The sequence below is a fragment of the Escherichia sp. WS1152 genome (assembly GCF_046487665.1).
GTDB classification, from domain to species: Bacteria; Pseudomonadota; Gammaproteobacteria; order Enterobacterales; family Enterobacteriaceae; genus Escherichia; species Escherichia coli.
The window spans coordinates 100,979-113,879 of the sequence record NZ_JBJQJA010000004.1 but is presented as its reverse complement, the minus strand read 5'-3'; the positions used below and the strand labels follow the sequence as shown (position 1 = coordinate 113,879).

The following is a 12,901-nucleotide window of genomic DNA, read 5'->3' as shown; positions in this document are numbered from 1 at the left end:
TTCGGCCCACAACGAACTGTGGGCCGACGGCTATTACTTTAAGCCTTCCGCTGACAGCGCGTCTTGTACTTCCGGACGTTCAGCCATACGTTGCATAAATGCCGCAATGTGCTCTAACCCTTCCAGATTCAGTTTCACCGCGTATGCCCAGCGCAGTACCGTAAACAGATAGGCATCAGCAATTGTAAATCTTTGCCCGCAGATCCAGTGCTCATCCTTCAGTGCCTCGTTCACATATTGCAGCTTCTTCTCCAGCTGCGCGCGAACTGTCGGTTTGTACTCTTCCGGTGTATCAGGGCGAAACAGAGGTGTGAAACCTTTATGCAGCTCGGTGGCGATGTAATTCAGCCATTCGATGGTTTTATAGCGGGAAATACTGTTTACCGGTGCCAGCAACTGGCGGTCGGGGACGCTGTCGGCAAGATACTGCATAATCGCTACACCTTCCGTCAGCAAAGTACCGTCATCCAGCAGCAATGCAGGTACCTGTCCCTTAGGGTTAACGGCAAAGTAATCGTCACCGTTTTCGAGACGTTTTTTCATTAAATCCACACTGACGAGCGTAAAATCCTTTCCGCTCTCACGCAGGGTGATATGGGAAGCGAGAGAGCAGGCGCCCGGTTTGTAGAACAATTTCATCGGTAACTCCTTTTGTCTGTGGTTTAAAGTATGGTAGTGCGTTGCTGAACAAAAAAAAAGCCGCTAACGAAAAGTTAGCGGCTTGTAAAAGAGTTTCCCTGAATTTTACGCTACAGCAGCTTTCGCCGCTTTGTCAGCAGCGTCATCCTGCGTCATGCGGTGCAGTTTCGGCGCGGTAAACAGCATCAGTACTGCAATAACGGCAGTAGCGACACCAATCTGCAAGAATACGCGACCATAGACTTCCAGTGACATCAGCGGATCGGTAACGTTATCCGGCACAGCCATCATACCCGCAACATAACCACCAATCAGGTTTGCACCGGCAGTGGTCAGGAACCAGCTACCCATAATGAAGCCCATCAGACGCTGCGGAACGAGTTGAGCAACCATTGCCAGACCCAGACCAGAGATCATAAGTTCCCCGATACTCTGCAGGCCATAGCTTGCGACCAGCCAGCTTACAGACACGATACCTGCGTCAGACGCGAATTTTGCACCCAGCGGCAGAATCAGGAACGCACCAGAACACATCACCATACCGATTGCAAACTTAGTTGGCATCGGCAGGGTATCGCCCATCTTGTTATAGATAGCGGCCAGAATCGGGCTACCAATGATGATCCAGAACGGGTTCAGTGCCTGATACTGCTCAGGTTCTACGGCCAGGCCCAGAATGGTGTGTTCAACGTTACGAATCGCAAAGAAGTTCAGTGACGTTGGCATCTGGCTGTACAGCACGAAGAAGATAATGGCTTCGAGCATCAGGATGAAGGCAACGATCATTTTACGACGCGCAGCACCTTTCATCGCGAAGGCTTCTTTACCGAAGATAACCACGATACCAAAGGCAACAACGCCCAGCGCCATACGCGCAACTTCCTGATTGTGCAGCAGCCAGGTGGCGATAGCGATCAGTGCCACAACACCAATAATGGTCAGCAGCAGGTTACGGTAGTTGATAGGCTCGAAGTCTGGTTTTGAACCGTACTGTTTAACCCAGCGTTGGCAGAAGGCGAAGTTAACAATAGTGATCAGCAGGCCTACAACGCTCAACGCAAACGCAACACTCCAGCCGTATTTCGCGGCCAGCCACGGGGTAGCGATCATAGAGAAGAAAGAGCCGATGTTGACGGACATGTAGTACATGGTGAATGCACCGTCCAGACGCGGGTCGTTTTTCTCATAGCATGTAGAAAGCAGAGAAGACGGGTTAGCTTTAAACAGGCCGTTACCGACCGCAATAGCCGCCATACCCATATAAACGATACCGGCGTCGTGACCAGACCAGGCAACCAGAGCATAACCAATCGCCAGCACAATAGCGCCGAGCATAATTACGCGTTTAGTACCCAGTACCTTGTCACCTAACCAGCCGCCGATAGCGACCAGACCATAAACCAGGGCACTAAAGGAAGAGAAAAGGGTGATTGAATCCGCTTCAGACATACCCAGTTGTTTAACCAGGTAAACAGCCATAATTCCTTGTAGGCCGTAATAACCAAAACGTTCCCATAACTCAATCGAGAAGATGAGATAGAACGCCTTCGGTTGTTTGAAAGCGTTCAAACTGACGCTTTCAGTTGGTTTTTGGTTTGCAGTGGACACTTTTACCTCTTTTTTTACATCCCATATTAACGGGGGTGCTTTCTCGCGTTATGCCTAAAAACATACGCGCAATTGTTATAGTGGGAGGGGAAACGGCAGGTAATGTTCACTATCTTGCACTTTCAGACAAGTCCTTTGTAATAATCTGTTACATATAACTGAGGCGGGGAATTCAACCATTCCGGGAAATGTTATCCAGCGTTAAATTTTTCAAAAAACGTAACGGCAGATTTTTTCACTGCATTGAGAGGGGGATGATGGCTTGACGGCGATATGTTCTGCTATTTAGCGTTTTTCCTAGTGAGATAGTCCAGTTTCTGAAAAATAGCCAGTGTAATGTTTTGTAGGTCAATATTTGTTGCGTGTGTAAATTTAAATGATTTTAACCTGATTCTTGCAATGTTTTTACATTGCCACAGCATCGTGATCTTGATCACGAATGAATAGAAAATTTCGCTATTAAAAAAACAATTAACCTGCATTTTTGGTTATCCGCAAACGGATTACCTGATGATAACGCTAAGCAATGGCATCATTGACGTTAAAAAGATGTTTTAAAAGAGGATAAAGAAAGGTTATCAATGGGGTAATCGGTGTTACCCCTTTTCTTCAGATGTCAACTTTCTCTTTGTATTCACAAAGATCTTCAATAATACAAGAGCCACAGCGGGGCTTGCGGGCAATGCAGGTATAACGCCCGTGCAGGATCAACCAATGGTGGCAGTCGACTTTAAACTCTGCCGGAACCACTTTCAGTAGCTTTTCTTCTACCTGTTCGACGTTTTTCCCCGGCGCAAATTGAGTACGATTACAAACGCGGAAAATGTGCGTGTCGACAGCAATAGTCGGCCAGCCGAATGCAGTGTTTAATACGACGTTGGCTGTTTTACGACCTACGCCGGGCAGGGCTTCAAGCGCAGCACGATCTTCCGGAACCTCGCCATTATGCTGCTCCAGTAAGATACGGCAGGTTTTGATGATATTTTCTGCTTTGCTGTTATAAAGCCCAATCGTTTTGATATAGGTTTTCACCCCTTCAACGCCCAGTTCAAGCATCGCTGCAGGCGTATTCGCCACCGGGTAGAGTTTCGCCGTCGCCTTATTAACACTGACATCGGTTGCCTGAGCGGAAAGCAGTACGGCAATCAGCAATTCAAAAGGCGAACTGAAATTAAGCTCGGTGGTGGGATGAGGATTGTTCTCACGCAGGCGAGTGAGGATCTCCAGGCGTTTTGCTTTGTTCATCAGACATTCCCTGTTTCACCGTTTGGCAATGCACGTTCGGCAGCTGCTTCAGTACGGCGCTTTTTCATTCTTTCATCAATCAGGTATTTTCCTGCCAGCATCAGTCCCAGGCCAATAAATGCACCTGGTGGCAGCATCGCCAGCAGGAAAGGGGAGTCGGTGTGGAAAATCTCCACGCGTAATACTTTTGCCCAGCTACCTAACAGCGAATCTGCACCGTCAAACAACGTGCCATTGCCGATAATTTCGCGTAGTGAACCCAGCACGAACATGGCGCAGGTTGCGCCCATACCAATTGAAAAGCCGTCCAGTGCCGAAAGCGCCGGACCTTTTTTGGCGGCGAAGGCTTCAGCGCGGCCCACAACGATACAGTTAGTGACAATCAGCGGAATAAAAATCCCTAATGATTGATACAGGCCAAAAGCGTAGGCGTTGATCAGCATCTGTACAGCGCTGACCACCGAGGCGATGATCATCACGTAAATGGGAATGCGGATCTCGGCTGGCGTCCAGTGACGCAGCGTCGAAATGGTCAGGTTGGTCAGCGTCAGTACCAGCGTAGTCGCAAGTCCTAAACCCAGAGCGTTAGTGGCAGTGGACGTGACCGCCAACAGAGGACAAAGGCCGAGCAACTGGACCAGCGCAGAGTTGTTTTTCCACAACCCCTGAACAATAACGTCTTTAATTTCGCTCACGCTTTATTCTCCACAGGCAGGAAGTTGAGAAAGTTGTGCCGGTAACGTCTGAGCGTACAATCCGGCGCGTTTTACCGCATTAACCACCGCGCGGGGAGTAATCGTCGCGCCGGTGAACTGGTCGAAATCACCACCATCTTTCTTCACCGCCCAGTGCGCATCATCCGCACCACTGATTTTTTTACCCGCAAAATGGGTGATCCAGTCAGAAAGGCGCAGTTCGATTTTATCGCCAAGCCCTGGCGTTTCGTGGTGCTCTGTCACGCGCGTGCCAAGTACCGTGCCGTTAAAATCGGCTCCCACCAGCAGCTGAATCGCACCGGAATAGCCATCTGGCGCGGTTGCTTCCAGAACGGCGGCTACCGGTTTGTCATCCTGTTTGGCGATGTAAACCCGATGCTCACCTTTACCTAACTCTGGCGCAGTTACCAGATAGCAACTCTGTGCCAGCGCATTGTTATAGCGTTCGGCTGGCAGCACCTGATCAAATAACGCCTTTTGTTGCAGACTGGCCTGTTCAGCAATCGTCGTTTTGGTCATCTGGTTGATGGCCGCAGTTAACCCTGTTGAACCCGCTGCAAATAGCGCCAACGTAATGCCGTGTTTTCGGATAGTTTTCAGCATGGTTTACCCTTTGCGATGGCCGTAGACGCGCGGACGGGTGTAGTAATCGATCAGAGGAACCGTGATGTTCGCCAGCAGGACGGCAAAAGCCACGCCGTCAGGATAGCCGCCGAAACTGCGGATCAACCAGACTAATAAGCCCGCAAGCGCGCCGAAAATAAGACGACCACGATTGGTCGTAGAAGCGGTAACCGGGTCAGTCAAAATAAAGAATGCGCCGAGCATGGTCGCTCCAGACAGCAGATGAATTTGCGGTGCGGCCAGTGTTTCTGGTGAGAACAACCAGCCCAACGTTGCGCATAACGTCAGCGTTACTAAGAAGCTGAGGGGAATATGCCAGCGAATCGCTTTCTGCCATAGCAACCACACGCCGCCAGCCAGCCAGGCGAGATTTACCCATTGCCAACCAGCGCCCGCCAGCATACCGCTGTAGATCGGATATTGCATAATCTGTTCAACCGAATGACCGGCACGGACAGAGGTTTTAAATGTATCCAGCGGTGTCGCCTGACTAATGCCATCAATACCTAAGCGTAGTGTGTTCATATCACCACCACTGGCGGTATGCCCGCTGAAAATAACCTGTATGGCGTCGATAAAACCAGGGATGTTGACCGCAATTTCATGTGGCGGTAACCAGCTGGTCATCTGCACCGGGAAGGAGATCAGTAAGACCACATAACCAATCATTGCCGGATTAAACGGGTTTTGCCCCAGACCGCCATACAACTGTTTAGCGATGATAACCGCAAACACCGTACCCAGCACAACCATCCACCATGGCGCGAGGGGGGGAATACTTACCGCCAGCAATAAGCCTGTCAGCAATGCTGAGTTATCTTTCAACGTGGCGGCTACCGACTGCTTGCGTAGTTTGAGTACGAGAGCTTCGGCTAACAGAGCACTAACCGATGCCAACAGGATCTGAACGAGAGTACCCCAACCAAAAAACCACAGTTGCGCTGCGATTCCTGGCACGGCTGCGAGCAACACTAACAGCATAATGCGCGATGTCTGGCGCTGGTTATGGGTATAAGGGGAGCTAGCTATTCTGAATACCATTTAGTCCTCGTTTACAACCTTTTGCTGGGCGGCTTTTTTGGCCTGAACGCGGGCAATAGCCGCGGCAACTGCCGCTTTGCGCGGATCAACCTGTTCTTCTGGTACCGCATTAGCCTGTTGCTGTTCCAGCTTGCGTGCTTTGGCGCGTGCAATAGCCGCTTCGACGGCAGCTTTGCGCGGATCAACCTGTTCTTCTGGCTCCGCATTAGCCGGTTGCTGTTCCAGCTTGCGTGCTTTGGCGCGGGCAATAGCGGCTTCGACGGCGGCTTTGCGCGGATCGACCTGTTCTTCTGGTTCCGCATTAGCCTGTTGCTGTTCCAGCTTGCGTGCTTTGGCGCGGGCAATAGCGGCTTCGACGGCAGCTTTGCGCGGATCGACCTGTTCTTCTGGCTCCGCATTAGCCTGTTGCTGTTCCAGTTTGCGCGCTTTGGCACGGGCAATAGCGGCTTCGACGGCGGCTTTGCGCGGATCGACCGGTTCTTCTGGTTCCGCATTAGCCTGTTGCTGTTCCAGCTTGCGTGCTTTGGCACGGGCAATAGCGGCTTCGACGGCAGCTTTGCGCGGATCGACCTGTTGTTCTGGTTCCGCATTTGCCTGTTGCTGTTCCAGCTTGCGCGCTTTGGCGCGGGAGATAGCTGCTTCGACGGCAGTTTTACGTGGATCAGTAACGGTTGCTGCGTCGTTAGTTTGCTGCAGTTCTGCCTGTTTCGCTCTGGCTTGCGCTTTACGGGCTTCCCGTGCTGCAATAATTGCACTGTTATCCGGGCGTTCGCCCGCTTTAATCACAATAGGCTGTGTAGCCTGGGCCTGTTTCTCTTTCACCCGCGCCAGAGCGGCAGCAATCGCATCTTTATCTTTGGCTGCAGGTTGAACGGCTGCGCTCTTATGTCGTTCAAGGCGAGCCGCTTTTTCGCGCTCCAGACGAGCCTGGCGCGCTTCGAAACGCGCTTTGGCTTCTGCGGCGCGCTTTTCTTCCTGACGAATAGCCGCAATTTCAGCTTTTTCCTGACGGAAATATTGCACCAGGGGAATATTGCTCGGGCAAACCCACGCGCAAGCACCACATTCAATGCAGTCGGCAATGTTATGCGTGGTAGCTTTATCGTGTTGCTGACCTTTGCTGAACCAGTACAACTGTTGCGGCAAAAGATCCGCAGGGCAGGCGTCAGCACAGGCGCTACACCGGATGCAGCTTTGTTCTTCCTGTGGTTCGCCAAGCTCATTGGCAGAGGGAGCCAACAGACAGTTGGTAATCTTTACGACCGGGACATCCAGCCATGGCAAGGTAAAGCCCATTAGCGGGCCGCCCATAATCACCATTTGATCGGCAGAGGGGCAGAATCCGGCGTCATTCAATAAATGACGCACTGGCGTCCCCAGCCGTGCCCAGACGTTGCCCGGGCGAGCGATTGCTTCGCCAGTCAGGGTTACGACACGCTCGGTAATCGGCTCGCCATCAATAACGGCACGTTTCACTGCATAAGCAGTGCCGACGTTTTGCATTAATACGCCGATATCAGATGAACGCCCGCCATGTGGAACCTGCTTCCCGGTCAGAATGTAGGTTAATTGTTTAGCACCGCCAGAAGGATATTTGGTTGGAATCACCCGCAGAGAAATATCGTGAGAGTCCGCCAGCACCGCGCGCAGCATGGAAATCGCCTGCGGTTTGTTATCTTCAATGCCGATAAGAATTTCGCGTGGCTGCAGAATATGCGCAAGAATGCGAATACCCTCTACGACCTGAGCCGCGCAATCCTGCATCAAACGGTCATCGGCGGTAATGTACGGCTCGCACTCAGCAGCGTTGATAATCAACGTTTCAATCTTATCTCCGCCGCCCTGCAATTTAACGCCTGTCGGGAATCCCGCACCACCCAGCCCGGCAACACCAAACTGATGAATGCGCTCGATTAACTCTTCGCGACTGCGAGAGCGATAATCGGCCCAGCCGTCTCGTGGGATCCAGCAGTCTTCACCATCGGCATCAATAATCACGCTTAATTCAGCTAAAGCTGAAGGATGAGCCGTAGAGTGGGGCGCAATAGCCGTAACGGTACCCGAGGTGGGCGCGTGAACAGGCAGCATTTTGCCGCGACCACGGGTAAGCGGCTGGCCGCGCAATACTTTATCGCCGACGCTAACGCACAACTCACCTTCAGCGCCAATATGCTGTTTCAGTGGAATGACAAAACGCTGCGCCAGGGGTACCTGGCGCAGGGGTGTACCGTTGGACTGGGTTTTCATCTCCGGTGGATGGATGCCGCCGTTGAAATCCCAGATTTTATTTTTTCTGAATGCAGAGAATAACTTAAGCATGGTGTTCCACGGGAATGATACGCACGGGAATGGTGTTCAGATCCCATTTCCAGGAGTCAGGTGTTTCTGCGACCGGTTGCAACGAGATGCAGTGCGTCGGGCACGGATCAACACATAAATTGCAGCCCGTACAGAGATCACTCATTACCGTATGCATGGCACGGGTAGCGCCAACGATGGCGTCTACCGGACACGCCTGAATACATTTAGTGCAGCCAATACAGTTATTTTCATCAATAACCGCCACCATCCGCGCAGGCGTTAGCTCTTGCGCTTCGCCATCCAGCGGCTGCGGCTCGACATTAAGCAACTCGGCAATTTTTAGCATCACAGCTTCGCCACCTGGGGCGCAACGGTTGATTTTTTCACCGTTACAGCTGATGGCTTCCGCGTAGGGGCGACAGCCGGGATAACCGCACTGACCACACTGGCTCTGCGGTAAGATTTCGTCAATTTTCTCAACGACCGGATCGTCTTCCACCGCAAAACGGCGGGAGGCATAACCCAGAATGGCGCCAAACGCCAGGCCCAGCAGGCTCACGGCGGCAACGGCAATCCAGATAGCATTCATTACAACTTCACCAAACCACTAAAGCCCATAAAGGCCAGAGACATAAGACCTGCGGTAATTAACGCAATGGCATTACCGCGAAAAGGTGCCGGGACATCAGCCACAGCAAGGCGTTCGCGGATGGCTGCGAAGAGAACCATCACCAGCGAAAAACCGACAGCGGCGGAAAAACCGTACAGCGCCGACTGCAAGAAATTGTGCCCGAGATTGATATTCAGCAACGCCACGCCGAGCACGGCACAGTTGGTGGTGATAAGCGGCAAAAAAATCCCCAGCAAACGGTAAAGCACCGGGCTGGTTTTGCGCACCACCATCTCGGTGAACTGCACGACCACAGCAATCACCAGAATAAATGCCAGGGTGCGCAGGTAAATCAGATTAAGTGGGATCAAAATCCACGTATCGATAAGCCAGGCGCAAATAGACGCCAGCGTCATCACAAACGTTGTTGCCAGCCCCATGCCCATCGCGGTTTCCAGCTTTTTGGAAACTCCCATAAACGGACAGAGACCGAGAAACTTGACCAGTACAAAGTTATTGACCAGTACAGTTCCAACAAACAGTAACAGGTAGTCAGTCATTTTTCGGCCTGAAATAAAAAAGCCGCCTATTATCCGTTAATCCAGAGCAGGCGACAACAGGTTAACTGTAAGGTTATTACGGATTCACAAACGTCGCTTTCACCCGCGACGAGCGTTTGAAATAGGGGACGATCAATGCGGTTGCCAACAAAGTAAACAGCAACTGGCGAACGGCTATGCCATCTTCCACGGGTGAAAAAGCGAACGCTTTTACTGCCAGCAATACGGAAATAAGCAGCCAGATAATATAGTGTTTAGGAACACAACGCCGACGTTTAAAGAAAGCGATGGTCAACCACAGTGTGTAATACCACATGGCGATAGCAGTAATAAAAGAAACGCCCCATAAGATTTGTGTCGTCAGTGCTTGTGCGCCGAGCGTTTGAAATGTTTGCGGAGAAGATAACGCAGCGGTATACAGCAACAACGCCAGCGTCGTACTTAACAGAGCGACTAAAAGCCAGGCCAACGGGCCAAGCAACCAGCCTCCAATACGTTGTGGCGTTGTGGTGGTCATAGGTTCTCCAGAATAGCGACGCAAACAGGCAAATCTAATTTTAGGGGCGTTATTATAAGGCTTTTATAACCGATCGCTACTTTCTTTATTGGACATAGTGCCAGACGGACTTCGGTACCTGGCCGAGGTCAAACAAACGCCCGCCAGAAACCAGCTCTGCGCGACGGTGATCGGCAGCACGATACATATTGATCAGTTCCTGATCGTCCGTCAGGGTGTAATTAAGATGGTCGTAAAGTTTTTCCAGACTTTCGAGTGAACTGATTTTGCGAAATTTTAATAAGTAGTCCTGAACAGTCATAAAAGGTCCATAAAATAATTAATACCAAAGGGGTAGGTATTATTAGTGATGATAAAATTTCACCAAAAGTGAACGCTTGTGTTATTACAATAATAAGAATGCGCTGATGGCAAATATTCAGGGATGAAAAACTGCTATGAAAAGAGTAACGCGCTTTACTATCCCTGACAATCACCAACAACACCGAACAAGATAATAAATTCCTGGTTTAATATCCGACAAGTGAAAACATGCACCCTGACGGGCAGCATGTCGCTCTACAAGCGCAGAGCTTACTTGTGTTGTACCGTAGTACTCTGTTCAGGTGGCTGATAGTTGTCAATGTGACTCGCCACGCCAAGAAGAATGACTGAAACGACAAGAACGATCCAACCTGTTAATTCAATAAGACGATTCATTACAACTCACATCTCTGTTGATTGATCCATTAACTTCAGGGGGTAAATGTTACTTAGCAATAATAGCTCCAGCAAGATTTTTACTGAGGTTTTTGCGATATTTAGCTTTTGTCGTTGGAAAAATCGCTATTTTTTTGACTTAAGTTAAACAACATCCCTTATTGCTGGCAGGTTATTAAACTGTTGAGCGAGGGTAAAGGATAGTGTCAAATAGCCATCATACTTCAATGAGAGGCAATGACATGAGCGACAACATCCGTGTTGGGTTGATTGGGTATGGTTATGCGAGCAAAACCTTCCATGCGCCCCTGATTGCGGGCACGCCCGGGCTGGAACTGGCGGTAATCTCCAGCAGTGATGAAACAAAAGTAAAAGCCGACTGGCCAACGGTTACGGTTGTCTCTGAGCCGAAGCATCTGTTTAACGATCCCAACATAGACCTGATTGTCATTCCTACACCCAACGATACCCATTTCCCGTTAGCCAAAGCAGCGCTTGAGGCGGGTAAACATGTGGTCGTTGATAAACCCTTTACCGTGACACTGTCACAAGCGCGAGAGCTGGATGCGCTGGCAAAAAGCCTGGGGCGTGTGCTGTCTGTATTCCATAACCGTCGCTGGGATAGCGATTTCTTGACGCTAAAAGGTTTACTCGCGGAAGGCGTGCTGGGTGAAGTCGCTTACTTTGAGTCTCATTTTGACCGCTTCCGTCCGCAGGTGCGCGATCGTTGGCGTGAACAGGGTGGCCCAGGCAGTGGTATCTGGTACGATTTAGCACCGCATCTTCTTGATCAGGCTATTACATTATTTGGTTTACCGGTCAGCATGACGGTGGACTTGGCACAGTTACGGCCTGGAGCGCAGTCGACCGATTATTTCCACGCCATCTTGTCCTATCCACAGCGGCGAGTCATTTTACACGGTACCATGCTGGCAGCCGCTGAGTCAGCACGGTATATCGTGCATGGATCCCGAGGCAGTTATGTGAAATATGGCCTCGATCCACAGGAAGAACGTCTGAAAAGTGGCGAGCGTCTGCCGCAGGAAGACTGGGGCTACGATATGCGTGATGGCGTACTTACCCGCGTGGAAGGTGAGGAACGTGTCGAAGAAACGCTGTTGACGGTGCCTGGGAATTATCCGGCTTACTATGCGGCTATTCGTGATGCGTTAAATGGCGATGGTGAAAATCCGGTTCCGGCAAGCCAGGCAATCCAGGTAATGGAGTTGATTGAGCTGGGCATCGAATCCGCCAAACATCGCGCGACTTTGTGCCTTGCGTGAAAATGGATGGTGCAATTTGCACCATCCATTTTTGTTACTTCGCTGCGACTTTTTCTCGCAGTGCGCGTTTTTCCTCAGCGCTGAGGAAAGCCATTTCCAGACCATTAATCTGTGCCTGGCGGATTTGCTCGCGGGATAACCCAGCAGCTGGCGCGGCAACGTTATATTCGTGAATGATATCCACTCCCTGTACGCCGGGATCGTCAGTGTTAATGCTGGCACGAATGCCATGATCAAGGAACGTTTTCAGCGGATGTGCAGCCAGCTCAGCCACGGTGCTGGTCTGAATATTGGAGGTCAGACAGGATTCAATACCAATTTGTTGCTCGGCGAGAAAATCCATCAGCGCCCGATCTTCAATGGCTTTTACGCCATGTCCAATACGCTCCGCACCCAGTTCACGAATCGCCTGCCAGATGCTTTCCGGCCCGGCAGCTTCGCCTGCATGGACGGTAATATGCCAGCCCGCATCACGCGCGCGGTTGAAGTGAGAAAGAAACAGACTTCCCGGGAAACCAAGTTCATCACCGGCTAAATCAAGTGCGGTAATCTGGTCACGGTGGGCTAAAAAGGCCTCCAGCTCTTGCTGACAGGCGGCTTCGCCGAAGGTTCGGCTCATAATGCCGATAAGCTTCGCCTGCACACCAAAGGTGCGGCAACCTTCACGTACGCCATCGATCACCGCTTCAACAACACCTGCAACAGGCAGCTGATGTGCCATTGCCATGTAGCCTGGAGAAAAACGCAGCTCGACATAGTGCAGGCCGTGACGGGCTGCATCTTCAATGTTTTCAAATGCCACGCGGCGACAAGCATCAAGAGAGGCGAGAACTTTAACGCCCCAGTCAAGTTTGGTCAGAAAGCTCACCAGATCGGGTTCGTTGGCAATGACCTGAACGTGGGGAATCAGTGTTTCCAGGGATTGTGCAGGAAGCGAGATATTATACTGGCGGCCAAGTTCAAGAATGGTCTGGGGACGAATGTTGCCATCAAGGTGGCGATGAATATCAGTTAATGGCAGGGTGGTATCAATCATGGTCGCACTCTTTTTCTGGATA

Annotated in this window: 14 protein-coding genes; 1 reads left to right on the top strand and 13 read right to left on the bottom strand. The window is 50.9% G+C overall.

Annotated elements, in window-relative coordinates:
• Positions 1 to 33: 33 nt before the first annotated feature.
• From gstA to blr, 12 genes are all read right to left on the bottom strand, one after another.
• Positions 34 to 639 (bottom strand): glutathione transferase GstA, encoded by a 606-nt coding sequence (gstA, locus tag ACJHW7_RS08500; RefSeq protein ID WP_000765749.1) that lies wholly within the window; start codon positions 637 to 639, stop codon positions 34 to 36.
• 105 nt (positions 640 to 744) lie between these two features.
• A complete protein-coding gene (gene dtpA / locus ACJHW7_RS08495) occupies positions 745 to 2,247 on the bottom strand; it encodes a dipeptide/tripeptide permease DtpA (protein WP_000100937.1) in 1,503 nt (500 codons plus the stop codon).
• 609 nt (positions 2,248 to 2,856) lie between these two features.
• Positions 2,857 to 3,492 (bottom strand): endonuclease III, encoded by a 636-nt coding sequence (gene nth / locus ACJHW7_RS08490; RefSeq protein ID WP_001030339.1) that lies wholly within the window; start codon positions 3,490 to 3,492, stop codon positions 2,857 to 2,859.
• Positions 3,492 to 4,187: an electron transport complex subunit RsxE gene (rsxE, locus tag ACJHW7_RS08485; RefSeq protein WP_021556845.1), complete on the bottom strand. Its 696-nt coding sequence runs from the start codon at positions 4,185 to 4,187 to the stop codon at positions 3,492 to 3,494. Before rsxE ends, nth begins: the two co-directional genes overlap by 1 nt.
• Positions 4,188 to 4,190: 3 nt before the next feature.
• On the bottom strand, positions 4,191 to 4,811 hold the full coding sequence (gene rsxG / locus ACJHW7_RS08480; RefSeq protein ID WP_000920784.1) for an electron transport complex subunit RsxG: 621 nt from the start codon (positions 4,809 to 4,811) through the stop codon (positions 4,191 to 4,193).
• A gap of 3 nt (positions 4,812 to 4,814) precedes the next feature.
• A complete protein-coding gene (rsxD, locus tag ACJHW7_RS08475) occupies positions 4,815 to 5,873 on the bottom strand; it encodes an electron transport complex subunit RsxD (protein ID WP_021556844.1) in 1,059 nt (352 codons plus the stop codon).
• Positions 5,874 to 8,192, bottom strand: coding sequence for an electron transport complex subunit RsxC (gene rsxC, locus ACJHW7_RS08470; protein WP_040234724.1), 2,319 nt, complete (start codon positions 8,190 to 8,192; stop codon positions 5,874 to 5,876).
• Positions 8,185 to 8,763, bottom strand: coding sequence for an electron transport complex subunit RsxB (gene rsxB / locus ACJHW7_RS08465; protein WP_000991809.1), 579 nt, complete (start codon positions 8,761 to 8,763; stop codon positions 8,185 to 8,187). Before rsxB ends, rsxC begins: the two co-directional genes overlap by 8 nt.
• A complete protein-coding gene (gene rsxA, locus ACJHW7_RS08460) occupies positions 8,763 to 9,344 on the bottom strand; it encodes an electron transport complex subunit RsxA (RefSeq protein ID WP_000133193.1) in 582 nt (193 codons plus the stop codon). The genes rsxB and rsxA overlap by 1 nt, the downstream gene beginning before the upstream one ends.
• Positions 9,345 to 9,420: 76 nt before the next feature.
• Positions 9,421 to 9,861, bottom strand: coding sequence for a DUF2569 domain-containing protein (locus ACJHW7_RS08455; protein ID WP_001302052.1), 441 nt, complete (start codon positions 9,859 to 9,861; stop codon positions 9,421 to 9,423).
• 85 nt (positions 9,862 to 9,946) lie between these two features.
• Positions 9,947 to 10,162: a transcription modulator YdgT gene (gene ydgT / locus ACJHW7_RS08450; protein WP_000217950.1), complete on the bottom strand. Its 216-nt coding sequence runs from the start codon at positions 10,160 to 10,162 to the stop codon at positions 9,947 to 9,949.
• A gap of 272 nt (positions 10,163 to 10,434) precedes the next feature.
• Entirely contained in the window at positions 10,435 to 10,560 is a 126-nt protein-coding gene (blr, locus tag ACJHW7_RS08445; RefSeq protein WP_001296096.1) for a division septum protein Blr, read from the bottom strand.
• A gap of 242 nt (positions 10,561 to 10,802) precedes the next feature.
• Here blr and ACJHW7_RS08440 point away from each other — a divergent pair, with 242 nt between their 5' ends.
• Positions 10,803 to 11,843: an oxidoreductase gene (locus ACJHW7_RS08440; RefSeq protein ID WP_001282520.1), complete on the top strand. Its 1,041-nt coding sequence runs from the start codon at positions 10,803 to 10,805 to the stop codon at positions 11,841 to 11,843.
• A gap of 34 nt (positions 11,844 to 11,877) precedes the next feature.
• Here the strand turns inward: ACJHW7_RS08440 and add are convergent, their stop codons facing one another.
• Entirely contained in the window at positions 11,878 to 12,879 is a 1,002-nt protein-coding gene (add, locus tag ACJHW7_RS08435; RefSeq protein ID WP_001536923.1) for an adenosine deaminase, read from the bottom strand.
• Positions 12,880 to 12,901 lie beyond the last annotated feature (22 nt).

Excerpts from the sequence above, each read along its gene's own strand:
- gstA (WP_000765749.1), bottom strand. The coding sequence starts at position 639 with ATGAAATTGTTCTACAAACCGGGCGCCTGCTCTCTCGCTTCCCATATC.
- nth (WP_001030339.1), bottom strand. The coding sequence starts at position 3,492 with ATGAACAAAGCAAAACGCCTGGAGATCCTCACTCGCCTGCGTGAGAAC.
- rsxG (WP_000920784.1), bottom strand. The coding sequence starts at position 4,811 with ATGCTGAAAACTATCCGAAAACACGGCATTACGTTGGCGCTATTTGCA.
- rsxD (WP_021556844.1), bottom strand. The coding sequence starts at position 5,873 with ATGGTATTCAGAATAGCTAGCTCCCCTTATACCCATAACCAGCGCCAG.
- rsxC (WP_040234724.1), bottom strand. The coding sequence starts at position 8,192 with ATGCTTAAGTTATTCTCTGCATTCAGAAAAAATAAAATCTGGGATTTC.
- rsxB (WP_000991809.1), bottom strand. The coding sequence starts at position 8,763 with ATGAATGCTATCTGGATTGCCGTTGCCGCCGTGAGCCTGCTGGGCCTG.
- rsxA (WP_000133193.1), bottom strand. The coding sequence starts at position 9,344 with ATGACTGACTACCTGTTACTGTTTGTTGGAACTGTACTGGTCAATAAC.
- ACJHW7_RS08455 (WP_001302052.1), bottom strand. The coding sequence starts at position 9,861 with ATGACCACCACAACGCCACAACGTATTGGAGGCTGGTTGCTTGGCCCG.
- ydgT (WP_000217950.1), bottom strand. The coding sequence starts at position 10,162 with ATGACTGTTCAGGACTACTTATTAAAATTTCGCAAAATCAGTTCACTC.
- blr (WP_001296096.1), bottom strand. The coding sequence starts at position 10,560 with ATGAATCGTCTTATTGAATTAACAGGTTGGATCGTTCTTGTCGTTTCA.
- ACJHW7_RS08440 (WP_001282520.1), top strand. The coding sequence starts at position 10,803 with ATGAGCGACAACATCCGTGTTGGGTTGATTGGGTATGGTTATGCGAGC.
- add (WP_001536923.1), bottom strand. The coding sequence starts at position 12,879 with ATGATTGATACCACCCTGCCATTAACTGATATTCATCGCCACCTTGAT.